Here is a 24,645-nt window from a genome sequence, read left to right on the forward strand (position 1 = left end):
TCATGTCAAAAACACAAGCTACTGAAGGTATGTACACTGTACTGAAGCGTCCTCTCATTACTGAGAAGACTGCTCAAATGAGTACTGCTGGTAACTGGTATGCGTTTGAAGTAGATACATCTGCTGACAAACCTGCTATCAAGCGTGCGGTTGAAGCTGTTTACAACGTAAAAGTTGATAAAGTGAACACTTCTAACCTAAACGGTAAAGTAAAACGTTTCCGTGGTGGCCTTGGCCGTCGCAACGATGTCAAGAAGGCATTCATTCGTCTGGCAGCTGGCCAAACGCTTGACGTGTCTGCTGGCGTATAAAGTTTAAAGGAGCATATGCAAAATGGCACTTATTACTTATAAGCCTACGTCTCCTGGACGTCGTCAGTTGGTAGCGGTAGACCGCTCTCACCTGTCAAAAGAGGGTCCTGAAAAGTCATTGGTTGAACCAATGAAGAAAAAGGCTGGTCGTAACAACGCTGGTCGTATTACAACGCGTCACCGTGGTGGTGGTCACAAGCGTAAATACCGTATCATCGATTTCAAACGTAACAAGTTTGACGTTGAAGCAACGGTAGAACGTCTTGAGTACGATCCAAACCGTAGCGCGTTCATCGCACTTGTTCAGTACACTGACGGTGAAAAAGCTTACATCATCGCTCCACAGCGCCTTAAAGTAGGTGACAAAGTGGTAGCGGGTACAAAGGTAGATATTGTTCCTGGTAACGCTCTACCACTTAAGAACATCCCAGTTGGTACTGTGGTTCACAACATTGAGCTGAAGCCTGGTAAAGGTGGTCAGATGGCACGTAGTGCTGGTACTTACGCTCAAATTATTGGTCGTGACAGTGGTAACGCTCAACTCCGTCTTGCTTCTGGTGAGCAGCGTCTTGTAAACGAAGTTTGCATGGCAACAGTTGGTGCGGTTTCTAACCCAGACCACGGTAACACGAACCTTGGTAAGGCTGGTCGTAAGCGTTGGATGGGTATTCGTCCTACGGTACGTGGTGTAGCTATGAACCCTGTTGATCACCCACATGGTGGTGGTGAAGGTAAGACAAGTGGTGGTCGTCACCCAGTTTCACCTTGGGGTATGCCAACTAAAGGTAAGCGTACACGTGCTAAGAACAAGCCGTCTAACAAAATGATTATGCGTCGTCGTTACGACAAGAAAGGGTAAGTAGATGCCACGTTCAATTCGTAAAGGACCATTTGTAGACCACCACCTGGCTGCAAAGGTTGAAAAAATGATCGAGAGCAACAAGAAACAAGTTGTGAAGACATGGTCTCGTCGTAGCACGATTATGCCAGACTTCGTAGGCTTTACCTTTGCTGTTCATAACGGTAAAAAGTTTGTACCAGTACTTGTAACGGACCAAATGATTGGCCATAAGCTTGGCGAATTTGCTCCAACGCGTACATTTACTGGTCACCCAGACAAAAAAGTAAAATAGCGCTAACGCGGTAGATAAGGATATAAACAATGGCTAAACAGAAACAACCACGCCGTCTAGAACAGACAGAAACGCGTGCTGTGCTGAAAAGCGCAAAGTCCAGCCCGCAGAAAGCGCGTCTGGTAATGGAACTAATCAAAGGCAAAAGCGTTGAGAAGGCCCTAGCTGAACTTACGTTCTCTACAAAGGCAATCTCACGTGAGGTTAAAACTCTTCTTGAGAGTGCAATCGCTAACGCTGAAAACAACCACGGTCTGAACGTAGACGAGCTTTACGTGAAGACAGCATTCGCTGATAAGAGTTTTGTAATGAAACGCTTCCGCGCGCGTGCTCGTGGCCGTGCTGCTAAGATTTTGAAACCTCGCTCACACCTAACTGTTGTAGTTGCTGAGCGCCCTGAACCAACAACTGCGAAAACAGGAGAATAATTATGGGTCAGAAGGTTAACCCTATTGGGCAAAGACTTAAGATCAACCGTACGTGGGACTCACTATGGTTTGCATCTAAGAAGGACTACGCAGGTCTTCTAGCGGAAGATGAAGCGATTCGTAAGTTCGTTAAGAAAAACCTAAAGAACGCAAGTGTTTCTAAGGTTGTTATCGAGCGTCCAGCAAGCAAATGCCGTGTGTTCATCCATACAGCTCGCCCTGGCGTAATCATCGGTAAAAAAGGTGCCGATATCGAAACACTACGCGCTAAGCTACAAAAGCTTACATCTGCTGATGTTTTCCTAAACATCGTAGAAGTACGCAAACCTGACCTAGATGCACAGCTTGCAGCTGACAGCATCGCGTCACAGCTTGAGCGTCGTATCGCGTTCCGTCGCGCTATGAAACGTTCTATGCAGAACGCAATGATGAACGGTGCAGAAGGTATCAAGGTATCTTGCTCTGGTCGTCTAAACGGTGCAGAAATCGCGCGTACTGAATGGTACCGTGAAGGTCGTCTTCCTCTACACACACTCCGTGCTGATATCCAGTATGGTTTTGCGGAAGCACACACTACTTACGGTGTGATCGGTATTAAGGTTTGGATCAATGTCGGTGAAAAATACGAGATGGATATGCCAAGCACTGCCGAAGAGCGCAACGTAAATTAATTGACAAGACTTGAAATCGTAGAGGACAAGAACCATGTTACAACCGAAAAGAACTAAATTCCGCAAGGCGCATAAGGGTCGTATCCACGGCCTAGCCAAGGGCGGTACTGATATTAACTTTGGAGAATACGGTCTGAAAGCAATGGAACCTGCACGTGTAACATCACGTCAGATTGAAGCTGCTCGTCGTGCTATGACTCGCTACGTTGCTCGTGGCGGTCGCATTTGGATCCGCATCTTCCCAGACGTACCTGTATCAAGCAAACCTGCTGAAGTACGTATGGGTAAAGGTAAAGGTACTACTGAGTACTGGGCATGCCGTGTTAAACCAGGTCGTATTATGTACGAAATTACTGGTGTTCCAGAAGAAAAAGCGCGTGAAGCAATGCGTCTAGCGGCGATGAAGCTTCCAGTGAAATGTAAATTCGTTTCACGCCACACGCAGTAAATTGAATTTGTAAACGTAGGATACAAAACACGATGAAAAATGCAGACATTCAAAAGATGGACGCTGGAAAGCTGAAGGAAACACTACTTAACCTTCGCAAAGAGCAGATGAACCTGCGTTTCCAAAAAGCGACCGGTCAAATGGAAAACCCAAACCGCTGGCGTGAAGTTCGCACGACGATCGCTCGCGTGAAAACACAAATGACAGCAGCTTCTGCTGCCAAAGGAGAGTAAGAGATATGCCAAAACGCATTCTTCAAGGTACTGTGGTAAGCACAGGCGCTGATAAAACAGCTGTCGTTAAGGTGGAGCGTAAAGTTAAGCACCCTCTATACGGCAAAACAATTCGTAAGAGTAAAAAATACCATGCTCATGACGCTGATAACAGCTGCACGGTTGGTGATGTTGTTCGTATTATCGAAGCAACACCAATGTCTAAGCTGAAGCGTTGGGCGGTTGAAAGCACAGTCAGCAAAGCATCTGCACTAGATGCAGCTGAAGCGTAAGGAGACTACACAATGATTCAAGTAGAAAGTAATTTGGGCGTTGCCGATAACTCTGGCGCAAAACGCGTTCAGTGCATCAAGGTTCTTGGTGGTTCTAAGCGTCGTTATGCTTCAGTTGGTGACGTGATTGTTGTTGCGATTAAAGACGCACTGCCTCGCGGCCGTGTTAAAAAAGGTGACGTAGCGTTCGCTGTTGTTGTGCGCACATCTCAGTCTATTAAGCGTAAAGACGGTACAAGCATCCGTTTCGATAACAACTCTGCAGTTATTATCGATAAGAAACATGAGCCAGTAGGTACACGTATCTTTGGTCCTGTAGCACGTGAGCTTCGCCGTAAGAACTTTAACAAAATTGTCTCACTAGCACCGGAGGTTCTATAATATGGCTAAAATGCAAAGCCCACTTAAGACTGGCGATGAAGTCATCGTTATCTCGGGTAAGGAAAAAGGCAAAACTGGTAAAATTAGCAGTGTTGTGACTAAGACGAACCGTGTGGTTGTCGAAGGCGTAAACATGGTTAAGCGTCACATGAAAGCTTCTATGGTATCTGAAGCGGGTGTTGTTTCTAAGGAAGCTCCAATCCACGCTTCTAACGTAATGCTGAAAGACCCAGAAACTGGTAAGCCAACTCGTATTGGCCACAAAATTGAAAACGGTAAAAAAGTTAGATTCGCTAAGAAATCTGGCAAAGTACTAGGTTAAGGGGAAAGACAATGGAAGCACCTCGTTTTAGAAAACAGTACGACGAAACCATCACTAAAGAGTTGATGAAGAAGTTCGAGTACAAAAATGTGATGCAGCTACCTAAGCTGGAAAAGATCGTGATCAACATGGGTGTTGGTAAAGCGGCTGAAGATAAGAAACTTATCGACGCAGCTGTAAAAGACATGACAAAGATCGCTGGTCAGGCTCCTGTAGTAACACGCGCACGTAAATCAATCGCTGGATTTAAAATCCGTGACGGTATGCCTGTAGGTTGTAAAGTTACTCTACGTGGCCGCCGCATGTACGAATTCCTAGATCGCCTGATCACTGTTGCACTTCCACGTGTACGTGACTTTGAAGGTGTATCTCACAAGGCTTTCGACGGTCGTGGTAACTACGCGCTAGGTATCACTGAGCAAATCATTTTCCCTGAAATTGATTATGATCAAACGGACCGTGTACGTGGTATGGATATCGTTATCTGTACAACGGCTCAGAACAACGAAGAAGCGCATGCTCTGCTTGAAGCATTTGGTATGCCATTTAGAAGAAAGGTTCAATAATGGCTAAGAAAAGTGCTGTTAACCGCAATGATAAGCGTATCCGCATGGCTGCAAACCAAGAAGAGCGCCGTGCTGAACTGAAGAAAACAATTAAGGACCCATCAACTTCATACGAAGACAAGATGGCTGCTCGTGACGCTCTAAACAAGCTTGCGAAAAACGGTTGCGCAATCCGCGTTCAGACTCGTTGCCAGTTTACTGGTCGTCCTCACTCTGTTTACAAGAAGTATGGCATCTGCCGTAACGTTCTACGTGAAATGGCTTCACGTGGCGCGCTACCAGGTGTTTCAAAATCAAGCTGGTAAGGAAAGAATATACCATGACTATGACAGATCCAATTGCAGATATGCTCACGCGTATCCGTAACGCACAGATGGTTGGTAAAGAAACTGTTTCTATCCCAGCATCTAAAGTTAAAAACAGCATTCTTGCTGTGATGAAGGAAGAAGGCTACATCGCTGACTTTACTGAATCAGGTGAGGGTACTGAAAAGGCGATTACAGTTACACTGAAATACTTCGATGCGAAGCCAGTGATCACTGAAATCCGTCGTAAATCAAAGCCTGGTCTACGTAGCTACAAGAGCTCATCTGATGTGCCTCTAGTACGTAACGGTCTTGGTCTTGCCATCGTTTCTACCTCTCAAGGTATGATTTCGGATGCTAAAGCTCGTGAGCTTGGCATTGGTGGTGAGCTGATTTGCGAAATGTTTTAATCCAGTAGACAAGGAAAGAAAAAATCATGTCTCGTATCGGAAAACAAATTATCAGCATTCCTTCTGGCGTAGAAGTGAATCTTGCTGGTCGTGATGTTTCAGTGAAGGGTAAGCTAGGTCAACTTGCTTGGACTATCCCTCATGACATCGAAGGTAAACTAGAAGGTTCTGAACTTTCTTTTACACCAACTAAGCAAAAAGTTAGCAACGAACTCAGCGCTGCTTGGGGCCTAACTCGCGCTAAAGTAAACAACATGGTTGTAGGTGTAAGCGAAGGTTTCGTAAAAGAACTAGAAATCCGTGGTGTTGGTTACCGTGCAAACGTTCAGGGTAAAACTCTGAACCTATCACTTGGACACTCTCACCCTGTAGCAATGGAAATCTCTTCAACTCTTACTGTTGAAGTGAACGACAACACAAACGTTGTTGTTAAAGGCTTCGATAAAGAAGAAGTTGGCCAGTTTGCTGCAAACGTGCGTAAAAAGCGTCCTGTAGAGCCTTACAAAGGTAAAGGCGTACGCTACAAAGGCGAGCACGTAGTGATGAAAGAAGGTAAGAAGAAGTAATTCTTCTTATAGTAAAGGATAGGGTAATTATTATGACATCTAAAGCGAATTCAAACCGCGCTCTTAGAAACAGACACAAGCTTAAAACTGTGTCTGCGCGTAACGATCGTGTGCGCCTAAGCGTGTACAGAAGTGAGCAACACATTTATGCTCAAGTAATCGACGATGTGAAGGGTACAACTCTTGCTTCAGCTTCAACAGTTGACAAGAAACTTCGTAAGTCAATCAAGAAGGGTAGCACTGTTGAAGCAGCAACAGCTGTAGGTGCTGAAATTGGTAAGCGTGCTAAAGACGCTGGTGTTAAAGATGTATTCTTTGACCGTGGTTCTTTCCGTTTCCAAGGTCGAATTAAAGCACTTGCTGACGCGGCTCGCGAAGCAGGCCTAAACTTCTAAGAAAGGACGAAACACAATGGCATTCACACAAGATCGTGAACAAAGCGGAATGGTTGATAAGCTCGTAGCTGTTAACCGCGTCGCGAAAGTAGTTAAAGGTGGTCGTCGTTTCTCTTTCAGCGCCATCGTTGTAGTTGGTGATGAAAATGGCCGTATCGGCTGGGGTGCAGGTAAGGCGAAGGAAGTTCCTGATGCAGTACGTAAAGCAACTGACGTTGCAAAGCGCCGCATGATCCGTGTTCCACTACGTGAAGGTCGTACTCTACACCATGATGTAGAAGCGAAATTCTCAGGCTCACAAGTTGTTCTACGCCCAGCTAAACCTGGTCGTGGTATCATCGCCGGTGGTCCAATGCGTGCAGTATTTGAAGCTCTTGGTATCAAAGACGTTGTAGCGAAGTCTCTAGGGAACTCGAACCCATACAACATGATCCAAGCAACTTTTGAAGCGCTTTCTAACACTCAAACACCTCGTAGCGTTGCCTCTAAGCGTGGCCTACGTATGAGTGAAATGAAAAACAACCGCTCAACTGTACTTGATAACATCGAAACTCCTGCTGAGGAAAAAACAGCTTCTGAGAAGAAGACAACTGTTAGCCCAGAAGAAGTGAAGAAAAAAGCAATGCAGAAGCAAGCTGAGAAAAAAGCTGCTGCGAAGCGTGCTGAAGAAGTGAAGAAAGAAACTCTGGAGCCAGAATACGCTGCAGGTGACAACACTGACGCAGCTGCTACTGAAGCGCCAGCTGAAACTCCAGCTGCTGAAGGGGAGAAAGCGTAATGGCTAAGAAAACACTTCAGATTAAGCAAACTGGTAGCCCAATCGGCCGTAAAGAAGACCAACAAGCGACTCTACGTGGTCTAGGTCTTAACCGTATTGGTCGTGAGCGTACGCTTGAAGATTCACCTTGCATCCGTGGCATGCTTTTCAAAGTACGTCACCTTGTATTGGTAAACGGTGAGCGCATCACATCAAAGGAATTTTAAGAGATACCTTTTCACTTTCGGTCTCGCTTACGTAGTTTTACTACGCCACGCTTACCAAAAGTAAAAATCTAAACTCTTAAAAAAGCCTTTGGGCACAATATTTAAAAAGCCCCGCATGAGCGGGGTTTTTTCATTTTGTCATGCTCAATTGACAAAGCAGGGAGAGTGCCGTATACCCAAAGTATTCTATTTCTGTATATCTTTTTCTTTTGGAGAAATTCCTATGACTAAGTCCCTGCTGCGTGTGCCTGTACATCCCGGTGAAATTTTGCGTGAAGAGATTCTGCCTCACATGGAATGGACACCTGAAGTTTTTGCAGACATTCTGCATGAGCCGCATGATGTGATTGAAGCCTTGCTGAAAGAGGAAGGTGACATCGATGAACCTCTCGCTCAGAAGCTTCATGAACTGTTTGGCAATACGGTTCAATTTTGGCTAAACCTGCAGAAAAACTATGATGGTATTAAAAGCATCAAATCCCTTGTGGAAAACGAATAAACAAAAAGCCCCCAACAGGGGGCTTTTTCGATTTTAAGACCAGTGAAGCGTCAGCCGGCCGCTCACATACTGACAGGGGGCGCCAATATATGGATAGGTGCCTGCTAGGGAGAACTGAAAGGCCTCTTGCATCTCGCCAGAATCATCCGCTTCCCAGATTTGAACCTGCAAAGTTTTGCTGCCATTTGGCTCTGGCATGTCTGTCTGTACGCTGACAAAGCCACCTTCAAACGGAAAAGCTGTTTTTCCTCTGGCTTTGATCGGGGTCTGTTTTTGCGGTGTCATGCAGAGCCCCATCCAAGCACTGTGTGGGTCTTTGGCAAAAAGGTGCAGGGAAAATTTCCCATTTTCTTTTTGTTCAAACTCATCACTGTCATAAGTCCAGAATAGCTTTTGGCGCGCTCTGAGTTTATGACGCTGGCGAGCTGAATAGGTCATGCTCATGAGTTTCCGTGGGGGATGCATGTCAATGACTCTAGGCCATTGTTCCAGACTTTTGCAAAGTTGCCCTTCTATCGTATAGTTAAGGTTATCAGGCTTACCCGCTCCAGCCTCTTTCGCTGTGAGGCTCCCTACAGGGTGTTGCAAGTAGCTGTAATGCGCTTCAGCTTGTCCGTCTGGGTTTTGAGTCGTCACGTCTAGTTCACCGAACCCTTCATTGGGCAAGTCACTTTTGCTGATGGTGATTTCTGGACGAAGTGCCAGCAGATCTACGTGGGGGACAAAAGTACGATGCAGCTGCTGAAGGAGTTGATCGTTAAGCATGAGAATCTCCATGATGTGAAAGGGAAGAAAGTTAAAGTTCTCCTTTCATGTAAGGAGAATATTTTATAAATCAAGGGGCAGAATAAAAGAAAGTTGCTCTTCTTGTGGGGTTTCTGAGAGGAGGGGGTGATTTAGAAGCTGATCCGTTTGGATCTCATCGCCAATACAGTAAAGGTACTCTTTACCAAAGCCGCCACCAAATTTGTTGTGGAGGTCATAAAGGAGGCCGACAACAGCGACGCCGTCTCGCTCGATTTCTGTGGCAAAGTGCGCAGAAAGCGCTTTGACTTGAGCGCGAATGTTCGTGAGAACACCCGCTGTAACGCCGTCTAAGTTGTTTAGGCGCTCATCCTCGGGCGTTTCATCTATCATGCCTTTAATATGGTGAATTTCGCCTCTAAGTGTCTCTGAGAGGCCTGAATAATCTGAAAGAGCAGCCCCAACAGCGCCACACTCTGTATGGCCTTGTACGGCAAGTAGCTTAACGCCAAGATGATGCACAGCAAACTCAAGGCTGCCAATAGCGCCTTTAGCTGTATTACCAGCGCAGGCGCATTTAAATGCCTTTCCAAGGTTAGAGGCATCACCAATGATGGATTCAAGTGGAACGCGAGAATCTGCACAGGTAATCACACCAATCCAAGGTTCTTGACCATCTTGCAGAAACGCAAAGGTTTTATCAGGCATATTACTTTGGTGTTTGTGATTGTGTTTAGGAATACGAGCAAGAGCCGCAGAGGCGTGACGTGGTTTAAGTTCAGGCATAAGAGCTCCTTGTATCATCCTATTTATTACAGATCTGAAATATATCATGGATAGAGAGTGCATGCAAAAAGCCCCCTAAAAAGGGGGCTCTAAGCATTCGTTTAGCACTGTTTACCCCAAGGGGCGCCTTGGTAGGTCTTGTGCCCCAAAGCTTCAGCAAGCTTGCCGAAGTGAATTTCGTTCATGGGGGTGCCGTTGGCATAGTCCAGCGCGATGGTGATATGAGCCTCTGAGCCATCACCTTCAGTGGTGACGATGAGAGGGTAGTCATGGTCAACGTTCCAATCGCCGCGGTGATTGTCGTGGTCGGAAATCATGTCACTTTCCAGAAATTCCACCACATCATGCAATACGGTCATGTCGGTAAAACCGGCAAAAGAGAGTTTCATTGGATTTCATCCTTTTACAAGAGGGACAGGGCAAGAGTGCCCAAGTTTATGTCGTATCTAATATATGGGAGCCAAAAGTACGAAATTCAAGGCACCAAAACACAAATAAAATCAATTCCCTCATTGACAAAGCGCACTAGATACCTTACAAACCAATTTGGATTTTAATGTTGTCCGTGGCTGTGGCTATGGAAAGCATTGCAAAATAGATGAAAACTAACATGCAAAAATGATCCGAGAATTCGCTAGAAAGTGGCGAAAATTTTTGCTTACGAGCACCGTAGCGCAGTGTATATGCAACACATGAACAACGGCGCACAGGAAGCAGAGATTTACAGCAGCTTCTAGTAGAATTATAGGATTATTTTTAAGGCGAAAGGGAAACCGAGTCATGAAACTCAATCAACTCTCTGATAACTTGGGCGCTCGTAAGGGCAAAAACCGCGTAGGTCGCGGTATTGGTTCTGGTAACGGTAAAACTGCTGGTCGCGGTCACAAAGGTCAGCTTTCTCGCTCTGGCGGTAAAGTACGTATCGGCTTTGAAGGTGGTCAAAACCCACTTTACCAACGCTTGCCAATGCGTGGTTTCAGCAACGCGAACTTTACAAAATCTTACTGTGAAGTAAACGTTGGTGACCTCCAAGCTATGGTTGACGCGGGTCGTCTAGACGCGAAGAAACCAATCACGATTGAAGTGATCCAATCTATCGGTATGTCTAAGAAAGCAAAAGACGGTCTTAAAGTACTTGGTACTGGCGAACTGAAAACAGCACTTACTATTGAAGCTGCTGGTGCTTCTAAGTCAGCGATGGAAAAAGTATCTAAAGCTGGCGGTACTCTTACTGTTGCGGAAGTGAAGGAAAACCCTCGCAAGCTTCCTAAGAAAGAGACAGCTGCTAAAGCTAAGAAATAAGTACTTTCGGGGCAGGGGAGTTATCCTCCGCCCCGTTTTGCTTGTGTGAGGCCTAAGAGGACAGGCCGCATTCAAGAATTTCCTCTCGTTTTTAAAAAGAAACAAAACCAAACACTTAAGTTTGGGATAATAGAATAAAGGACCTCTATAAGATGGCAAATCGCGCGGGGCAACCAAATCAGGCGCAACTGGCTTCAATGCTGGCTGGCGCAACTGAGCTAAAATCACGAATTCTTTTTGTACTAGGTATTTTGATTGTATATCGCCTAGGTACACACATTCCACTTCCAGGTATTGACGCATACGCACTGGCACAGTATCAAAGCCAGCTTCAGAACGGTGTTCTGGGTATGTTTAACATGTTTACTGGTGGTGCATTTGCACGTATGTCGGTGTTCGCACTTAACGTGATGCCTTACATTACGGCTTCTATTATTATGCAACTTATGACAACAGTTTCTCCAAAGCTTGCTGAGCTGAAGAAAGAAGGCGAAACAGGCCGTCGTAAGATTAACCAATACACACGTTACTTCACGCTTATCCTAGCGCTTGTACAAGGTTTCGGTCTTGCTGCAGGTATGGAAGGCGCAACTGTGCAGGTTGCAAACGAGTCTATGAACGTTGTTGCAAACGGCGGCATGATGTTCCGCCTGCAAACAGCTCTCACACTGATGACGGGTACAATGTTTGTGATGTGGCTCGGTGAGCAGATCAATAGCCGTGGTATTGGTAACGGTATTTCTATCATTATTTTTGCAGGTATTGTGGCTGAACTTCCACGTGCTCTGTTCCAAACATTTGAGCTTGCGAGTGCTGGTTCGCTAAGCCCTCTAATGGTGGGTGGTATCTTCGCTCTTGTTATTCTTGTCATGGGCTTTGTGGTGTTTGTTGAAACAGCAATGCGTAAAGTGCCAATTCAATACCCGAAACGCCAAATGATTGGGGGTATGACTGGCGGTACTCCAGAAGTAAGCCACATGCCAATGAAGCTAAACACAGCAGGTGTGATCCCAGCGATTTTCGCAAGCTCACTTCTTCTGCTGCCAATGAGTGTTGCTAACTTTAACCCAGAAGCGCCTTGGGCACAGTGGGTTGGTGTATGGTTTGCACCAGGTAAGCCTCTATGGACAGCCTTCTTTGTAGCGCTGATTGTGTTCTTCTGCTTCTTCTACACAGCGATTGTGTTTAACCCAGATGATACCGCTGATAACCTGAAGAAGAGCGGCGGCTTTATTCCAGGTATCCGCCCAGGTAAGAGTACTGCTGTTTACCTAGACTTCATGATGACACGTCTAACAGTTATTGGTGCCGCTTACATGTCATTTGTATGTGTGCTTCCTGAGATCATTAACAGCCAGCTGACTGTACCGTTCTACCTTGGTGGTACAAGCATCCTGATTGTTGTGTCAGTCACAATTGACCTGATCACACGTGTTCAGTCTCACTTGATCGCTCAGCGTTACGAGAGCCTTCTGAAGAAATCTCCACTTGCTGGCCGTAAAGCTAAAGGAACAGCATGATGATTCTTATTCTACTTGGCCCTCCAGGGGCAGGCAAAGGGACTCAGGCACACCGCCTGAGTACCATGCTGAATGTACCAACTCTTTCAACAGGTGATATGCTACGTGACGCTATGGCGGCAGGTACTGAGCTTGGTAAAAAAGTGAAAGAGGTTATGGACTCTGGTAACCTTGTAGCAGACGAAGATGTAATTGCACTTGTTGAAGAGCGTACACGTGCAGCAGACTGTCAGAATGGTTTTATTCTGGATGGTTTCCCACGTACTGTGGCTCAAGCAGACGCCCTTGGTGAAATGCTTGGTCGTCGCGATCTAACGCTTGATCACGTGATTAACTTTGATGTGGCTGATGACGAGATTGTTCGTCGTAAGGGTGGTCGTCTCACGGCACCTAAATCTAAGCGCATCTACCACGTAGAATTCAACCCGCCTAAAGTGGCTGGTAAGTGTGACGAGTCTGGTGAAGATCTTGTACAGCGTGAAGACGATAAAGAAGACGTGGTACGCCACCGTCTAAATGTCTACCGTGAGCAAACAATGCCACTCATCAACTACTACGATGAAAAAGGCTTACTGATTCGGGTGAATGGTGCTGAAAGTGTAGAAACTGTAAGTGAAAACCTTGCAAAAGCACTTGGCGTACCTTATAAACAGTCAGCGTAAACGAATATTTAAACAACTAGGAGAAGACCCTTGGCCAAAAACGATGTAATTGAACTCGACGGAACTGTAGTAGATACGCTACCGAACACAATGTTCAAAGTGAAGCTCGAGAACGGTCACGAAATCCTTGCGCATATTTCTGGTAAAATGCGTCAGTTTAACATTCGTATTCTTGCTGGTGATACTGTAACGGTTGAAATGACACCTTACGACCTAACAAAAGGCCGTATCACTTACCGTAAGAAGTAAGTACACTGATTACAAAAAGCCCCCTCAAGAGAGGGGGCTTTGATTTTTTATCAGAGAATCTTAAATAACCCCTTGCAATTTATACCTACATCGCTTATACAAGGCACACACAGCCTCTGTTTTGGCAATAAGCCCCAAGCGTCAAGTGGGCATCAGGTTTAACATAACCGCCATTTTACTTCGGTAAAAAGGAATCTGGCCTGGTAAGACGCAACGACAAACGTATAGTTTCGTGGTTTTTTTGTATGTGTATATAGAAAAACCCTTAAAAGAAAGCCTAAGGCGCCTAGCGATTTGGTTAGATGCACTAGATAACCGCCTTAGACACATGAGAAAGGAAAGAACGATGAAAGTACGTTCATCACTAGGAAGCCGTAAGACTCGTAGCCGCACAACTCAGGTTGTTAAGCGTCGTGGTCGTATTTATGTACTCGACAAAATGAACCCACGCAACAAAGTGCGTATCGGTTTCAAGCGTCGCGGCTAATTTAAAGAATTTAGGTAAACAAGGAGAGAACCAGTGGCTCGTATTGCCGGTGTAAACATTCCAACAGATAAGCAAGTGTGGGTCGCTCTGACTTACATTTACGGTATTGGTAACGTAAAGTCTCGTCAGATCCTAGCAGAAGCTAAGGTGAAAGAAGACACACGCGTAAACAAACTTACTGAAGCAGAAGTAGCGAAAATTCGTGAACTTGTGGAAACAAAGAATCTTGTAGAAGGTGATCTGCGTCGTCAGGTTGCTCTTAACATTAAGCGTCTTATGGACCTAGGTTGCTACCGTGGTCTACGCCACCGTCGTGGTCTGCCAGTTCGTGGCCAGAGCACAAAGACAAATGCACGTACGCGTAAAGGCCCTCGTACAGGCGTTGTAAAGAGAAAGTAGAGACACATGGCTAAACAACTTCGTACAAAGAAAAAAGTTAAAAAGAACATTACAAGCGGTATCGCTCACATTCGTTCTACGTTTAACAACACATCTGTAACTATTACAGACGTACAAGGAAACACAATTTCTTGGTCAACTTCTGGCCAACAGGGTTTCAAAGGATCTCGTAAAGCGACTCCTTTTGCATCACAGCTAACTGCTGAAGATGCGGGCCGTAAGGCTCAAGACCATGGTGTTAAAGTACTTGACGTTGAAGTAAAAGGCCCAGGTTCTGGTCGTGAATCAGCTGTTCGCGCACTACACACACTTGGCTTTGAAATTCAGTCAATCAAGGACGTTACACCTGTACCACACAACGGTTGCCGACCGAAGAAGAAGCGTCGCGTATAATTTTATACGTACCGCCACTTCTTAAACCGAGCTTTAAGATAAATAGTGGAGATAAAAATCATGCAAATTACTGCAAACTGGAAAGAGCTGATTAAACCCAGCAAAGTAGACATCGTAACTCACAAAGATCCTCGCAAGAGCGCAACATTTGTTGTTGAGCCTCTAGAGCGCGGCTTTGGTCACACACTAGGTAACGCACTACGTCGTATCCTACTGTCTAGCCTACAAGGTTCGGCTGTGACACAAATGAAAATTGACGGAGTTCTACATGAATTCTCAACAGTAGCAGGTGTGCGTGAAGATGTAACAGACATCATCTTGAACCTGAAAGCAATGGCGATTGTTTCTCACTCTGATGAGCAAAAAACAATCACATTGAAGAAAAAGGGCCCAGGCGTAGTTACTGCTGGTGACCTTGAAACTGGCCACGACATCGAAGTGATCGATCCAGACCACCACATCGCAACATTGAGCGATGAAGGTGAGCTAAACATGGAACTTACAGTTAACACTGGTAAGGGTTATGTTCCAGCTGCTGAGAACGCTCCAGAAGACCAAGTTATTGGACTTATTCCAATCGACTCTATCTTCTCACCTGTTCGTCGTGTTGCTTTCAAAGTTACTGACGCACGTGTTGGTCAAGCGACTGACTTTAACAAACTAACTATGGAAGTTGAAACAAACGGTGTTGTTGCTCCAGAAGACGCTCTTGCTTACGCAGCGCGTATCCTTCAGGACCAGCTAACAGTGTTCATTAACTTCGAGGAAGTTGTTGAAGAAGAGGAAGCGAAAGAGCCAGAAGTACAGATCAACCCTTACCTACTGATGAAAGTAGATGAGCTTGAGCTATCTGTACGTAGTGCAAACTGCCTGAAGAACGACAACATTGTTTACATTGGTGACCTAGTTCACAAGAGCGAATCTGAAATGCTGAAGACTCCAAACTTCGGTCGTAAGTCTCTAAACGAGATCAAGGACGTTCTTTCAACTATGGGTCTAGGCCTCGGTATGCGTATCGACAACTGGCCACCAGAGAACATTGAAGATTTGGCTAGCCGAATCACAAAAAACTTTAACTAAGCTTAATAGAAGCATTAAGAGAGATAGGGTAAAACTATGAGACACGGTATTGCAGGACGTAAACTGAACCGTACAAGCAGCCACCGCAAGGCACTATTTTGCAACCTTGCAACAAGCCTGCTTGAGCATGAGCAAATCAAAACAACACTTCCAAAGGCTAAAGACCTTCGTAAGGTTGTTGAACCACTCATCACTTACGCGAAAAAAGGTGACCTAGCGTCTCGCCGTCAGGCAGCACGCATCATCAAAGACCCAGCGGTTGTTAAGAAGCTTTTCGATGAAATCGGACCTCGCTTCAAAGACCGTCAGGGTGGTTACACGCGCGTAATGAAGTTTGGCTTCCGTCAAGGTGATGCTGCCCCAATGGCAATCATCGCTCTAACGGACATGGCTGAAGAGAAGCCTGCTAAAGCTGAAAAGCCTAAAACAGAAGCTAAAGACGCAGTCGTTGAAGCTAAAGCTGAAACAACTGAGAAAAAAGCTCCTGCTAAGAAGGCCGCTCCTAAGAAGGAAGCTTCTGAGAAGAAGACTCCTGCTAAAAAGGCGCCAGCTAAAAAAGCAGCTGCTAAAAAAGACGAAGCTGAAAAAGCTGAGTAATCTCTCTCGAGGCTAAGTTAAGTTTAAAAAAGCCCCGCATGTGCGGGGCTTTTTTGTTTGACTATAACTTTCAGCTAAATATAACAAAAGCCCCCCGCATGTAGCAGGGGGCTTTGTTTGGTTGATATGAACTGTTATGCAGCCATATCTTTTTCGATTCTTGCTTGCATACGCTTGTTCTCCGCATCCAGCAGGGTTTTGACGGTGCAGTCAATGTCACCTTTGATCTGCCCGCGTTTGAAGCAAGCATACGCTTGGGTTACGTGCGCCATTTCCGTGTCTTTATTCACACGAATTTTGGCGCCGTAGCCGCAAGTCATGACAACTTCACAGTTGCCTTGCTTGGCCAGCTGGATGGCTGTGGCAGCAGCTTCGCTGATCATGCCGTTGCTGTTCAGCTCGTAGCTAATTTCAGGGTTGTCAGCCATAAAGATATCTCCTCTAGAAAGGCTGTTGAAATGGTACTTCAGAGAACCCATGATGGGTTAACTGTCTCTATATATGGGTATGATGAATCGTTTTTTTCAATAGAAAAGCCCTCAGTGTGCTGCTGAGGGCTTTTAAAGTAGTATTTTCTTATTGGTGGGACTGGTCAAAAACTGAGAACACATTCACAGCAGAGAGAATTTCTTCAATCTCTTTTACAATGTGTTCTACATCCTTGCGGATAGATTGGCTCTTGTAAGACAAGCTAGTGGCTTGAAACATGCCTTTTGCCATTGGGACTGCAAGATAAAGTTTTTTCTCATGAATGAGGAATTCGATCTCTTTAATTTCGCCATCTTGTTTACCACGGTTAGAGCGGAACGATTGGTTCAGGTCATCAAGTTTACTGAGAAGCTCATCAGTTAGGTAAGGGGAGAAAGCGTCTGCATTATCTGAGTAAAGGTTAAACTTGCTTTCAAATACACTATTGTTTGTTTCAAATTTACTTAGGTGCTTGGCGCGTACTTTTTTATGAAGGTTTGTACAGAGTAGCGTAGACGCTGGAGCATTTGGCATATCTGTTGTCAGGTACATACCAGAGAAGATCGTTGTGTTTTTCCCTTTAATAGTACGTTGCTGCCAGAATTTTAGATCACGTTCACCGTGCTTTCCTTCGTATATTTCCATTGTAAAAGACGGGTTTTCTCCACGTGTAAACATACCTTGTGTCTTTAGGGTTTTGTAAAGTGCATGGTCTGAAAACTTCTCCTGTTTAAAGCCAAGCCCTGATTTAAAGATAGTTTCTAACATGTATTTTTTATATTTCCCTGCAACGGAAGTAATTTTAAAGATAGGAGCAATCAACAGAATAAATGGTACGCCAATTACTAGGTGTGAAACATATTGGTGAGAATTTAAGATACTTGTAAATGTATCTGTTAGAGCAACAGGTAATATTGCAAGAACTTCTGGTTTAAACATTGTTCCAAGAACAATGACATGAAGCACTAGCCATAGTGATAATGTAACTTTAAATACCATGAGATATAAATCAAAGCTCTTCTTCATGGTTTCGCGTGTGCGTTCTAAATCTTTAAATGTAGATGTGTCGAGCATCGTATCTGTCCTGTTTTTATTACGTGAAACTAGCATACGGGAAATAGGTGTGAAAATCAGTAGAATAAAACGTAAAAGTTGTGGTTAAACAAAACCATTTTCGTCTTGTATCGCTATTGTTCGTATGGTATACAGTGCGCTGGGCGATACCCTTATTTTTCGGGTATAAGGCAAGGTTTGCCATAGCCCAAAAATAAAAACTTAGTTTTAAGGAATACACACATGACAGTGCAGGTTACACGTCCAGAGCGCAGCGAACTCTTAATGCCAGCGGGCAGTCTTCAGAACATGAAAACAGCCATTCTTTATGGTGCGGATGCCATTTACTGTGGGACACCTGATTTGTCTCTGCGTACTAAGTCTGCGTTTAGCCTTGAAGACCTGATGGAAGGTATCGCGTACGCGCACGAGAACGGCGTACGTGTGTATCTGACCCTTAACCTATACACACACAACAAAGATATTGAAAAGCTGCCTGACTTCCTTGAGACGATTCGTAAAGTGAAGCCAGACGGTGTGATTGTGGCTGACCCAGGTGTATTCCAATACATGAAAGAAAACTGCCCAGAGCTTGAGCGCCATATTTCAACGCAGGCGAACCTATGTTCTTGGCTGTCGGTAAACTACTGGAAAGAGCAGGGCGCATCACTTGCTGTACTGGCGCGTGAAGTGAGCTTTGGTGAGATGGAAGAGATCCGCGAAAAATGCCCAGACATCAAACTTGAAGCCTTTGTACATGGCGCCATGTGCATGAGTTACTCTGGCCGTTGCCTGCTCTCAAACTTTATGAGTGAGCGTGGGGCAAACCAAGGGAACTGCGCACACAGCTGCCGCTGGCACTACAAAGTACACATGAAGATGAAAGATGGTCGTACAGAAGAGCTGATCATCAACGAAGACAACAAGGACATGTTCCAGTTCTTCCTTGAAGAAGAGTTCCGCCCGGGTGACTTGATTCCACTTGAGGAGACTGTAGACGGTACATACTTCATGAACGCAAAAGACATGTGCCTCATGCCAGTGCTTAACGATTACCTGCGTATTGGTGTAGATAGCCTGAAGATTGAAGGTCGTCACAAGAATGAGTTCTACGTGGCAAGTGTTGCCCGTGCTTACCGTAAAGCGATTGATGACTACTACGTGGACCCAGAAGGCTGGGACAGCAAAGCTTACATGGCTGAACTGAATGCTGTACGTAGCCGTGGTTACACGCTCGCTTTCCACAATGGTCGCCTGACAAACCACTCTCAAGACTACGAAACAACGGCGTCTATGGGTGAGTGGAACTTTGGTGGATTTATCCGTGAGTGGGACGGCGATGACATGATCTTTGAAGTGCGTAACACGATTGAAAAGGGTGACGTGATTGAGTTTCTGCCACCAAACAGTAAGCACAACCCAGACCTAGAAGTTGTACGTCTGCGCCTGTATGAGTTTGAGTGCGCAAAAACAGGTAAAATGGTTGAGAAGGTGAACCCAGGTCAAAAATTTGCTCTGCGTATTCCAATCAGTGCCTTCCACCTAGAAGACCCTGAAACCTTCAAACAGCGCCTACCTGTGATGACAGTGGCACGTACAGAAATGATCTCACTTGATAACGTGCGCCGTGACCACGTGAAAGTACGTGAACGTACGCACCAGATGGAATCAGGTAAGATCAGTGAAAAAGTACTGGTTCAGATTAAGCACCGTGCAGAAGAGAAGCGTGGCGATCAGCCTGTACGTTCTTCTAGTGCGAAACCGCCTAAGAAGAAAGACGAAGGGTGCTGTGGCCTTGGTTGTAACGGTTGCCTGATGTTCTGGAACGATGACAAGTACGCTAAAGCCCGTGAGCTTCTGCAACAGAAGAAGATGGGTAAGATGCTGACGAAGGAAGAGCGTAAGGTTGCTGTTTAGTTTCTTTGCTTACTCCCAGAATAAAAAAGCGCCATGTAAAATGGCGTTTTTTATGCTCCGAAAGTTATAGTCTTTTAATACTGCTTTATCGCACATAGCTTTGCATGTGCGCTTGGATGTTTTTCACTTTCGTTCAAAACGTATGTCTTGGGCTTCGCCCGCTCAAAACCCTCCACCTCGGGTTTTGGCTCACTCTGTTCGCACTCGTTTAGGCATTCACCCCAGCTATTTCATCGACGTGTGTGAGCCGAATAGGCGAACCAAAACGCTCAGGCGTTTTGAGCGGTTTAAAACAATATAAAAACAGAGCGGATGCCTGTTTTTGAAGTGAGATGTTTTAAACCAAGATGGTACTTCACGTAGAATTGTATTTTGACGCCGCGCAGCAGAGGGAAAATGCAAGGCTGTAAGTGAAGATAATCTCCCCAAACAAAAAGCCCCGCAGTTGCGGGGCTTTTCTTGTTCGTTAAATCTGTGCTTTAAACACAGTGGCAGGGGGCATGTTCAGAAGCACTTTTGAGGTGGAGTACTGGGAGAAGTGCGCGCTCAGGATGCTTTCCAGCATGCGGGTGTACTGGAACAGAATGAACTGCGATGTGGGTTTGAGGATGCCCTTGGTTGCCTTGAACACGTTGTGCGTGAACTCGGTGCCGAGGCTAAGGAAGGGAATGCTTGAAACCACGTAATCAGCATGGCTGAGGCCGTGCTGCGCCAAAATGTCCTGAATGTCTTCCACGCTACCAAGGTGAAGGTGGACGTTCGGGGTGTCTTTGTATTTGGCTTGCAGTGCTTCATAGAAGCTGGGGTTGTTTTCAACCACCACAAGGGTGGAGCCCTCTGAGAGTTTGGATGCCATGTGATCGGTGAATACGCCGCCTCCAGGGCCATATTCAACGATGACAAGGTCATCTTGGAACGGAATCGAAGATAGCATGCGCTGCCTTAGATAACGTGAAGAGGGGACAATGGCACCCACGCCAAGTGGGTTTTTGATGAACTCTTTGAAGAAGTCAATGCGACGATTCATGAGTGGCCCTATTCAACTGGTGTTAGCTTGTGTCAGCTATTGTATGAGGAGAAGATGGGGTTTTTATTGAGATTTTCAAGGGGGGAATCTGAATTTATTCAAAAGTCCATGGTTGCATACAACCAGTCTTTCAGTTATAAGACATCTATATGAAATCTTCAACTTTTTCTTTGCACTCACAATAAGGAGAATTCCCCGTGAGCAAGACTGTAACCCTGCTTTTGGGCGGGTCATTTAACCCCATCCATAAAAGCGGTCATATTGGTAGCATCACGCATGTGTACCATACGCTGAACTTGGAAGGCGCAAAGGTTCATGATGCTTGGCTTCTGCCGGCGGCACAAAACCCGTTCAAGTCCACCAAGGATATGGCGCCTTATGAACACCGTCTGGCGATGTGTGAAATTGAAGCAGCCAAGTATCCGTGGCTTTCGGTTTCGGACTTTGAAAGCAAAATGTCTGCGCCGCACTATACGCAGCGCGTTCTTGCCAACTTGGTTGATGTTTATCCTGATCGCCAGTTCGTTTGGATGATGGGCAGCGATAACTTGACGCATTTCCATGAGTGGGAATACTGGCGTGAGATGGTGCAGATGGTGCCCATGGTGATCATGGCCCGAGAGGGTTCCATGGAGCAAGCCATGCACAGTCCGATGATGCAAGAGTTTGCCACTTGCCTGAAAGACGAAGGTACACCTTTTAATGGCGGCAGTGACCTCCGCTATATGGTGACCAACTGCTTTGCTGGCGCAGCCACTGAGGTACGTAATGCCATTAAAGCTGGTGAGCGGACGACGCATATCAGCTCTGGTGTACGAAAGTACATTGATGAGCACGGCCTTTATCGATAAAAGAAAAGCCCCCCTGAAGAGGGGGCTTTTTTCGTGATTAGTTTTTCTTCACCACGCTGCTTTTTAGCTTCATGGCGCCCATGCCATCAATTTTGCAGTTGATGTCGTGCCCGTCATGCACGCGGTCAGGATCAATCAGAGAAATATTCTTTGCTTTTGTACCAACCTTAATCACAAGGCTTGAACCTTTGACTTTAAGGTCTTTAATCACGGTTACGTTATCACCGTCTTGTAGAATGTTTCCATTGGCATCTTTAATGATACTGCTTTCATCTGGCAGAGCGTTTTTATGCCATTCATGACCGCACTCGGGGCAGTTGAGCATATCGCCGACTTCATAAACATATTCACCGTTACATTCAGGGCAGAGAGGCATATCGCTCACGAGGTTTCTTTCTGTTGTGATTAGTCTGTGTAGTGTGCCACAACTCGGTAGTGCGGGTCTTCAATTAAATCAGCTTTTACAAGGTGCTTGGCTTTTTTCAACAGAAGTGTGCAGTCTGGGCTCAGGTGCACAAGGCTGAGCTTTTTGCCAGCAGCTGTGTATTTCTCAGCAATGGCTTCAATCGCTTCAAGGGCTGAGTAATCCCAAACACGCGCGTTTTTGAAGTCAATCACGACTTTATCTTCTTCATCATTTTTCGGATGGAAGATGTCTTTAAATTCTGCAATAGAACCAAAGAATAGCGAGCCGTTTAGGCTGTAAACTTTAGCGCCTGTTTCTTCATTTTTACCAACCTGCGCCCAAATGTGTGTTGCTGATTGCCATGCGAACATAAGCGCAGCAACAATAACACCCACTACTACGGCAAGGGCAAGGTCATGCATCACTGTTACACCTGTTACCAGTAGAATCACAAAAGCGTCACCCTTTGGCATGTGCTGCATAATACGCAGTGATGTCCATGCGAATGTCGCAATCACAACCATCATCATGAGGCCTGTCAGAGCCGCAAGAGGGATCATTTCAATCCACTGTGAAGCAAATAGAATAAACATAAGGAGCGCAACTGCAGCGGTGATGCCAGACAAGCGACCACGGCCACCAGATTTAATGTTGATCATGGATTGACCAATCATCGCACAGCCACCCATCGCACCAAAGAAACCACATGTCAGGTTCGCAAAACCTTGGCCCATGCATTCTTGTGATGTACGGCCACGTGTTTCAGTAATCTCATCAATAAGTGTGAGGGTCAGAAGACTTTCAATCAGACCAATACCTGCAAGTGTGAGCGCCACTGGGAAGATAATGAACAGTGTTTCAAGTGTGAATGGCACCATTGGAATGTGGAACTCAGGAAGGCCACCAGCGATGCTGGCCATGTCACCCACAGTTTTTGTATCAAGGCCAAGGCCAACAACAAGTGCTGAAACAGATGTAATGGCAACCAGTGAACCTGGGAGCATTTTGCCCACTTTAGGAAGTTTAGGGAACAGCCACATAATCGCCATTGTAAGAACTGTCAGGCCAACCATCATGTGCATGTCAGAACCTTGCATCCAACCGCCATTCCAAAGGACGCTCAGCGCGCTGTGGCTTGCTTCCGCATCATGGCCATGTGCAGCTGCTTCTGCTACGGCTCTCGCTTTAAATTGCCCAAGTTGCGCAAGGAAAATCACAATCGCAAGACCGTTTACAAAACCAAGCATTACAGAGTAGGGCACAAGCCTAATAAATTTACCGAGCTGGAAGACGCCAGCAAGAATTTGCAAAATACCCGTAAGGACAACCGCTGCAAAAAGATACTCAACACCGTACAGCATCACAATACCAACCATGGCGACTGCCATGGCGCCCGTGGCACCAGAAATCATACCGCTACGTCCACCAAAAATAGATGTAATGAAGCCCACAATAAAGGCTGCATAAAGGCCAACAAGCGGCTCAACACCTGCTACAAAGGCAAAAGCAATGGCTTCTGGCACAAGGGCAAGCGCAACCGTAAGGCCCGAAAGCATATCAGCGCGTGGATTTTCTGTGAGTTTAAAACGGTTTACGAGACGTAACATGGGGTTAGTTTTCCTATACTTTACTAACCGATTAAAAGATAATTTGCCACTGCTGCAAATGTTAGCTTACTGCGCTTCCAGTGCTCATGTACCAGTTAGTACATTGCGCGCTCGTCCTCGTAATCTATCCATTTTCGCTATTGGAAACCTTACTTTTAAATACGGTTATTGATCATTGCGAAGCGTGCAAAGTATACAAAAAACAAGGTTCTGTCTACCCCTTGAAACAACTAAATTTTACTGGAGTTAAAGCGTAATCACCAAACCTGTGGCATCATCCATATGCTTGAGGCGACGGTAGCGCTCAAATGTTGGGTCTGACGCAAACATTTCCTTGAGCATTTCATAGTAATTTTTAACGCCCATTTCAGTCATTTTTTCTGCTGCCATTTTAAGCGATTGCTCAGTAGATTTTCCTTCAGGCCAGTCTAAGCCGTCACTAAACATGACAATGCGTGTAAACTCACCAGCCTTAAACGTGCCACCAGTGAGGAAGTTTTCCATCTCTGGTTCATAGTTAAATACACCATATTTAACATTGGTGAGGCCTCTGTTACGCTCAATAATGCTTCTTACTGCTTCTGTTTTACGGATCTCATTGACATTGATGCCTTTTGCACTTTCAGTGAAGATATAGTCAGAGAGTTTTTTATCTAAATCTGCGTGGAATGTACTATGTGTGCTCAGTACATGCCATTCACCTTTTTTAAAACCCACAATGGCGCAGTCAGAGATATTGCTAAAACTTACTTCATTCTTATGAATTTTAATCATGGCAGCAGCAGCGCAGGGCCCGCTTTTACCCAGTTCAATAATGTTTGGATGTTCAGCTTCTAAGTGGCTTTTAAAGGCATGGTTGGCAGCAAGCATGCTCTCTCTTGCATCCATATCACTACTGTCATTGGCAGAGAGAAACTCTGCTAAAAATTTTGAGGTATAAGCCGATGTGTTGAGGCCATCAATATCTGCAGGTGTAATGGCCGTCGCACCATCGATAACCGCAAATGTATAAGTGCCAACAACCATTCTATCTTCGTTGTAATGGTTGGGTGTTTGCACAGCAACATAGCCTTGGTGGCTAAAGCTATCAACGTTTTGAATGACATGGCTCATAGGTGGTAAATCTTTCTCATTTTTTGCCAGTGTAACACGCTTTTGTACATTGCGGTATAC

The 24,645-nt window shown here is 45.5% G+C and carries 36 protein-coding genes and 2 pseudogenes; 29 read left to right on the forward strand and 9 right to left on the reverse strand.

Going from position 1 to position 24,645, the window contains the following annotated elements:
• Positions 1–2: 2 nt before the first annotated feature.
• The 18 genes and pseudogenes from rplW to VX730_05935 all read left to right on the forward strand — a co-directional run bounded on the left by rplW (position 3) and on the right by VX730_05935 (position 7,924).
• Positions 3–311, forward strand: coding sequence for a 50S ribosomal protein L23 (gene rplW / locus VX730_05850; protein ID MEC9291909.1), 309 nt, complete (start codon positions 3–5; stop codon positions 309–311).
• A gap of 22 nt (positions 312–333) precedes the next feature.
• Positions 334–1,170 (forward strand): 50S ribosomal protein L2, encoded by an 837-nt coding sequence (gene rplB, locus VX730_05855; GenBank protein ID MEC9291910.1) that lies wholly within the window; start codon positions 334–336, stop codon positions 1,168–1,170.
• Between the two features lie 4 nt (positions 1,171–1,174).
• Entirely contained in the window at positions 1,175–1,444 is a 270-nt protein-coding gene (gene rpsS / locus VX730_05860; GenBank protein ID MEC9291911.1) for a 30S ribosomal protein S19, read from the forward strand.
• Positions 1,445–1,473: 29 nt separating this feature from the next.
• Positions 1,474–1,872, forward strand: coding sequence for a 50S ribosomal protein L22 (gene rplV / locus VX730_05865; protein ID MEC9291912.1), 399 nt, complete (start codon positions 1,474–1,476; stop codon positions 1,870–1,872).
• A 2-nt stretch (positions 1,873–1,874) separates the two neighbouring features.
• Positions 1,875–2,543, forward strand: coding sequence for a 30S ribosomal protein S3 (gene rpsC, locus VX730_05870; protein MEC9291913.1), 669 nt, complete (start codon positions 1,875–1,877; stop codon positions 2,541–2,543).
• A gap of 34 nt (positions 2,544–2,577) precedes the next feature.
• Complete coding sequence (gene rplP, locus VX730_05875) at positions 2,578–2,991, forward strand: 50S ribosomal protein L16 (GenBank protein ID MEC9291914.1); 414 nt, start codon at positions 2,578–2,580, stop codon at positions 2,989–2,991.
• 32 nt (positions 2,992–3,023) lie between these two features.
• On the forward strand, positions 3,024–3,224 hold the full coding sequence (gene rpmC / locus VX730_05880; protein ID MEC9291915.1) for a 50S ribosomal protein L29: 201 nt from the start codon (positions 3,024–3,026) through the stop codon (positions 3,222–3,224).
• Between the two features lie 5 nt (positions 3,225–3,229).
• Complete coding sequence (gene rpsQ, locus VX730_05885; protein MEC9291916.1) at positions 3,230–3,496, forward strand: 30S ribosomal protein S17; 267 nt, start codon at positions 3,230–3,232, stop codon at positions 3,494–3,496.
• A 12-nt stretch (positions 3,497–3,508) separates the two neighbouring features.
• A complete protein-coding gene (gene rplN, locus VX730_05890) occupies positions 3,509–3,877 on the forward strand; it encodes a 50S ribosomal protein L14 (protein MEC9291917.1) in 369 nt (122 codons plus the stop codon).
• 10 nt (positions 3,878–3,887) lie between these two features.
• Positions 3,888–4,199, forward strand: a complete 312-nt coding sequence (gene rplX / locus VX730_05895) for a 50S ribosomal protein L24 (protein MEC9291918.1) — start codon at positions 3,888–3,890, stop codon at positions 4,197–4,199.
• Between the two features lie 11 nt (positions 4,200–4,210).
• Positions 4,211–4,765 (forward strand): 50S ribosomal protein L5, encoded by a 555-nt coding sequence (rplE, locus tag VX730_05900; GenBank protein ID MEC9291919.1) that lies wholly within the window; start codon positions 4,211–4,213, stop codon positions 4,763–4,765.
• The gene (rpsN, locus tag VX730_05905; GenBank protein MEC9291920.1) at positions 4,765–5,070 is read left to right on the forward strand and encodes a 30S ribosomal protein S14; all 306 of its coding nucleotides are present in this window, start codon (positions 4,765–4,767) and stop codon (positions 5,068–5,070) included. Before rplE ends, rpsN begins: the two co-directional genes overlap by 1 nt.
• Positions 5,071–5,084: 14 nt before the next feature.
• Positions 5,085–5,480 (forward strand): 30S ribosomal protein S8, encoded by a 396-nt coding sequence (rpsH, locus tag VX730_05910; protein ID MEC9291921.1) that lies wholly within the window; start codon positions 5,085–5,087, stop codon positions 5,478–5,480.
• Between the two features lie 26 nt (positions 5,481–5,506).
• Complete coding sequence (gene rplF / locus VX730_05915) at positions 5,507–6,046, forward strand: 50S ribosomal protein L6 (GenBank protein MEC9291922.1); 540 nt, start codon at positions 5,507–5,509, stop codon at positions 6,044–6,046.
• Positions 6,047–6,078: 32 nt separating this feature from the next.
• The gene (gene rplR / locus VX730_05920; GenBank protein MEC9291923.1) at positions 6,079–6,441 is read left to right on the forward strand and encodes a 50S ribosomal protein L18; all 363 of its coding nucleotides are present in this window, start codon (positions 6,079–6,081) and stop codon (positions 6,439–6,441) included.
• A gap of 16 nt (positions 6,442–6,457) precedes the next feature.
• Positions 6,458–6,955: pseudogene (rpsE, locus tag VX730_05925) on the forward strand (30S ribosomal protein S5).
• A 263-nt stretch (positions 6,956–7,218) separates the two neighbouring features.
• On the forward strand, positions 7,219–7,425 hold the full coding sequence (gene rpmD / locus VX730_05930) for a 50S ribosomal protein L30 (protein MEC9291924.1): 207 nt from the start codon (positions 7,219–7,221) through the stop codon (positions 7,423–7,425).
• Between the two features lie 223 nt (positions 7,426–7,648).
• Positions 7,649–7,924, forward strand: a complete 276-nt coding sequence (locus VX730_05935) for a HigA family addiction module antitoxin (GenBank protein ID MEC9291925.1) — start codon at positions 7,649–7,651, stop codon at positions 7,922–7,924.
• Between the two features lie 33 nt (positions 7,925–7,957).
• Here VX730_05935 and VX730_05940 read toward each other — a convergent pair whose 3' ends face one another.
• The 3 genes from VX730_05940 to VX730_05950 form a co-directional block, all read right to left on the reverse strand.
• On the reverse strand, positions 7,958–8,689 hold the full coding sequence (locus VX730_05940; GenBank protein MEC9291926.1) for a hypothetical protein: 732 nt from the start codon (positions 8,687–8,689) through the stop codon (positions 7,958–7,960).
• A gap of 63 nt (positions 8,690–8,752) precedes the next feature.
• Entirely contained in the window at positions 8,753–9,454 is a 702-nt protein-coding gene (locus VX730_05945; protein MEC9291927.1) for a carbonic anhydrase, read from the reverse strand.
• 101 nt (positions 9,455–9,555) lie between these two features.
• A complete protein-coding gene (locus VX730_05950) occupies positions 9,556–9,843 on the reverse strand; it encodes a hypothetical protein (GenBank protein MEC9291928.1) in 288 nt (95 codons plus the stop codon).
• Between the two features lie 391 nt (positions 9,844–10,234).
• Here VX730_05950 and rplO point away from each other — a divergent pair, with 391 nt between their 5' ends.
• From rplO to rplQ, 9 genes and pseudogenes are all read left to right on the forward strand, one after another.
• The gene (gene rplO / locus VX730_05955) at positions 10,235–10,756 is read left to right on the forward strand and encodes a 50S ribosomal protein L15 (protein MEC9291929.1); all 522 of its coding nucleotides are present in this window, start codon (positions 10,235–10,237) and stop codon (positions 10,754–10,756) included.
• Between the two features lie 152 nt (positions 10,757–10,908).
• Positions 10,909–12,276, forward strand: a complete 1,368-nt coding sequence (gene secY / locus VX730_05960; protein MEC9291930.1) for a preprotein translocase subunit SecY — start codon at positions 10,909–10,911, stop codon at positions 12,274–12,276.
• Positions 12,276–12,938, forward strand: coding sequence for an adenylate kinase (locus VX730_05965; GenBank protein MEC9291931.1), 663 nt, complete (start codon positions 12,276–12,278; stop codon positions 12,936–12,938). Before secY ends, VX730_05965 begins: the two co-directional genes overlap by 1 nt.
• Positions 12,939–12,968: 30 nt before the next feature.
• Positions 12,969–13,187 (forward strand): translation initiation factor IF-1, encoded by a 219-nt coding sequence (gene infA, locus VX730_05970; protein ID MEC9291932.1) that lies wholly within the window; start codon positions 12,969–12,971, stop codon positions 13,185–13,187.
• A gap of 346 nt (positions 13,188–13,533) precedes the next feature.
• Positions 13,534–13,674: a ribosomal protein bL36 gene (locus VX730_05975; GenBank protein ID MEC9291933.1), complete on the forward strand. Its 141-nt coding sequence runs from the start codon at positions 13,534–13,536 to the stop codon at positions 13,672–13,674.
• A 33-nt stretch (positions 13,675–13,707) separates the two neighbouring features.
• Positions 13,708–14,073: a 30S ribosomal protein S13 gene (gene rpsM / locus VX730_05980; GenBank protein ID MEC9291934.1), complete on the forward strand. Its 366-nt coding sequence runs from the start codon at positions 13,708–13,710 to the stop codon at positions 14,071–14,073.
• Between the two features lie 6 nt (positions 14,074–14,079).
• Complete coding sequence (rpsK, locus tag VX730_05985; protein ID MEC9291935.1) at positions 14,080–14,466, forward strand: 30S ribosomal protein S11; 387 nt, start codon at positions 14,080–14,082, stop codon at positions 14,464–14,466.
• Between the two features lie 60 nt (positions 14,467–14,526).
• Positions 14,527–15,546, forward strand: a complete 1,020-nt coding sequence (locus VX730_05990; GenBank protein MEC9291936.1) for a DNA-directed RNA polymerase subunit alpha — start codon at positions 14,527–14,529, stop codon at positions 15,544–15,546.
• 36 nt (positions 15,547–15,582) lie between these two features.
• A pseudogene (gene rplQ / locus VX730_05995) lies at positions 15,583–15,933 on the forward strand (50S ribosomal protein L17).
• Positions 15,934–16,277: 344 nt separating this feature from the next.
• Here the strand turns inward: rplQ and VX730_06000 are convergent.
• Together VX730_06000 and VX730_06005 are read right to left on the reverse strand one after the other, a co-directional pair.
• Entirely contained in the window at positions 16,278–16,571 is a 294-nt protein-coding gene (locus VX730_06000; GenBank protein ID MEC9291937.1) for a hypothetical protein, read from the reverse strand.
• Between the two features lie 148 nt (positions 16,572–16,719).
• Positions 16,720–17,685: a DUF3137 domain-containing protein gene (locus tag VX730_06005; protein MEC9291938.1), complete on the reverse strand. Its 966-nt coding sequence runs from the start codon at positions 17,683–17,685 to the stop codon at positions 16,720–16,722.
• 222 nt (positions 17,686–17,907) lie between these two features.
• Between VX730_06005 and VX730_06010 the strand changes: the two genes are divergently transcribed.
• Positions 17,908–19,581 (forward strand): U32 family peptidase, encoded by a 1,674-nt coding sequence (locus VX730_06010; GenBank protein ID MEC9291939.1) that lies wholly within the window; start codon positions 17,908–17,910, stop codon positions 19,579–19,581.
• 466 nt (positions 19,582–20,047) lie between these two features.
• Here VX730_06010 and VX730_06015 read toward each other — a convergent pair whose 3' ends face one another.
• Complete coding sequence (locus VX730_06015) at positions 20,048–20,608, reverse strand: rRNA adenine N-6-methyltransferase family protein (GenBank protein MEC9291940.1); 561 nt, start codon at positions 20,606–20,608, stop codon at positions 20,048–20,050.
• Positions 20,609–20,805: 197 nt separating this feature from the next.
• Between VX730_06015 and nadD the strand changes: the two genes are divergently transcribed.
• On the forward strand, positions 20,806–21,459 hold the full coding sequence (gene nadD, locus VX730_06020) for a nicotinate (nicotinamide) nucleotide adenylyltransferase (protein ID MEC9291941.1): 654 nt from the start codon (positions 20,806–20,808) through the stop codon (positions 21,457–21,459).
• 37 nt (positions 21,460–21,496) lie between these two features.
• Here the strand turns inward: nadD and VX730_06025 are convergent, their stop codons facing one another.
• From VX730_06025 to VX730_06035, 3 genes are all read right to left on the reverse strand, one after another.
• Entirely contained in the window at positions 21,497–21,844 is a 348-nt protein-coding gene (locus VX730_06025; GenBank protein MEC9291942.1) for a zinc ribbon domain-containing protein YjdM, read from the reverse strand.
• Between the two features lie 20 nt (positions 21,845–21,864).
• Positions 21,865–23,472, reverse strand: a complete 1,608-nt coding sequence (locus VX730_06030) for a SulP family inorganic anion transporter (protein MEC9291943.1) — start codon at positions 23,470–23,472, stop codon at positions 21,865–21,867.
• Positions 23,473–23,718: 246 nt separating this feature from the next.
• Positions 23,719–24,585, reverse strand: coding sequence for a PP2C family serine/threonine-protein phosphatase (locus VX730_06035; protein MEC9291944.1), 867 nt, complete (start codon positions 24,583–24,585; stop codon positions 23,719–23,721).
• Between the last annotated feature and the right edge of the window lie 60 nt (positions 24,586–24,645).

It is taken from the genome of Pseudomonadota bacterium (assembly GCA_036141575.1).
In the GTDB taxonomy this organism is placed as follows: Bacteria; Pseudomonadota; Alphaproteobacteria; order UBA2136; family JAPKEQ01; genus JAPKEQ01.

Coding starts and splice junctions, on each gene's coding strand:
- VX730_05965 (MEC9291931.1), top strand. CDS start 12,276: ATGATTCTTATTCTACTTGGCCCTCCAGGGGCAGGCAAAGGGACTCAG.
- VX730_06000 (MEC9291937.1), bottom strand. CDS start 16,571: ATGGCTGACAACCCTGAAATTAGCTACGAGCTGAACAGCAACGGCATG.
- rpsN (MEC9291920.1), top strand. CDS start 4,765: ATGGCTAAGAAAAGTGCTGTTAACCGCAATGATAAGCGTATCCGCATG.
- secY (MEC9291930.1), top strand. CDS start 10,909: ATGGCAAATCGCGCGGGGCAACCAAATCAGGCGCAACTGGCTTCAATG.
- VX730_06005 (MEC9291938.1), bottom strand. CDS start 17,685: ATGCTCGACACATCTACATTTAAAGATTTAGAACGCACACGCGAAACC.
- rplX (MEC9291918.1), top strand. CDS start 3,888: ATGCAAAGCCCACTTAAGACTGGCGATGAAGTCATCGTTATCTCGGGT.
- VX730_05990 (MEC9291936.1), top strand. CDS start 14,527: ATGCAAATTACTGCAAACTGGAAAGAGCTGATTAAACCCAGCAAAGTA.
- VX730_05945 (MEC9291927.1), bottom strand. CDS start 9,454: ATGCCTGAACTTAAACCACGTCACGCCTCTGCGGCTCTTGCTCGTATT.
- rplV (MEC9291912.1), top strand. CDS start 1,474: ATGGCTAAACAGAAACAACCACGCCGTCTAGAACAGACAGAAACGCGT.
- rpsK (MEC9291935.1), top strand. CDS start 14,080: ATGGCTAAACAACTTCGTACAAAGAAAAAAGTTAAAAAGAACATTACA.
- VX730_05975 (MEC9291933.1), top strand. CDS start 13,534: ATGAAAGTACGTTCATCACTAGGAAGCCGTAAGACTCGTAGCCGCACA.
- VX730_05940 (MEC9291926.1), bottom strand. CDS start 8,689: ATGCTTAACGATCAACTCCTTCAGCAGCTGCATCGTACTTTTGTCCCC.
- VX730_05950 (MEC9291928.1), bottom strand. CDS start 9,843: ATGAAACTCTCTTTTGCCGGTTTTACCGACATGACCGTATTGCATGAT.
- VX730_05935 (MEC9291925.1), top strand. CDS start 7,649: ATGACTAAGTCCCTGCTGCGTGTGCCTGTACATCCCGGTGAAATTTTG.
- rplB (MEC9291910.1), top strand. CDS start 334: ATGGCACTTATTACTTATAAGCCTACGTCTCCTGGACGTCGTCAGTTG.
- rpmC (MEC9291915.1), top strand. CDS start 3,024: ATGAAAAATGCAGACATTCAAAAGATGGACGCTGGAAAGCTGAAGGAA.
- rplN (MEC9291917.1), top strand. CDS start 3,509: ATGATTCAAGTAGAAAGTAATTTGGGCGTTGCCGATAACTCTGGCGCA.
- rplP (MEC9291914.1), top strand. CDS start 2,578: ATGTTACAACCGAAAAGAACTAAATTCCGCAAGGCGCATAAGGGTCGT.
- VX730_06030 (MEC9291943.1), bottom strand. CDS start 23,472: ATGTTACGTCTCGTAAACCGTTTTAAACTCACAGAAAATCCACGCGCT.
- rpsQ (MEC9291916.1), top strand. CDS start 3,230: ATGCCAAAACGCATTCTTCAAGGTACTGTGGTAAGCACAGGCGCTGAT.
- rpsS (MEC9291911.1), top strand. CDS start 1,175: ATGCCACGTTCAATTCGTAAAGGACCATTTGTAGACCACCACCTGGCT.
- VX730_06015 (MEC9291940.1), bottom strand. CDS start 20,608: ATGAATCGTCGCATTGACTTCTTCAAAGAGTTCATCAAAAACCCACTT.
- rplF (MEC9291922.1), top strand. CDS start 5,507: ATGTCTCGTATCGGAAAACAAATTATCAGCATTCCTTCTGGCGTAGAA.
- rpsC (MEC9291913.1), top strand. CDS start 1,875: ATGGGTCAGAAGGTTAACCCTATTGGGCAAAGACTTAAGATCAACCGT.
- rplO (MEC9291929.1), top strand. CDS start 10,235: ATGAAACTCAATCAACTCTCTGATAACTTGGGCGCTCGTAAGGGCAAA.
- VX730_06035 (MEC9291944.1), bottom strand. CDS start 24,585: ATGAGCCATGTCATTCAAAACGTTGATAGCTTTAGCCACCAAGGCTAT.
- rplE (MEC9291919.1), top strand. CDS start 4,211: ATGGAAGCACCTCGTTTTAGAAAACAGTACGACGAAACCATCACTAAA.
- rpsH (MEC9291921.1), top strand. CDS start 5,085: ATGACTATGACAGATCCAATTGCAGATATGCTCACGCGTATCCGTAAC.
- rplW (MEC9291909.1), top strand. CDS start 3: ATGTCAAAAACACAAGCTACTGAAGGTATGTACACTGTACTGAAGCGT.
- rpmD (MEC9291924.1), top strand. CDS start 7,219: ATGGCTAAGAAAACACTTCAGATTAAGCAAACTGGTAGCCCAATCGGC.
- rplR (MEC9291923.1), top strand. CDS start 6,079: ATGACATCTAAAGCGAATTCAAACCGCGCTCTTAGAAACAGACACAAG.
- VX730_06010 (MEC9291939.1), top strand. CDS start 17,908: ATGACAGTGCAGGTTACACGTCCAGAGCGCAGCGAACTCTTAATGCCA.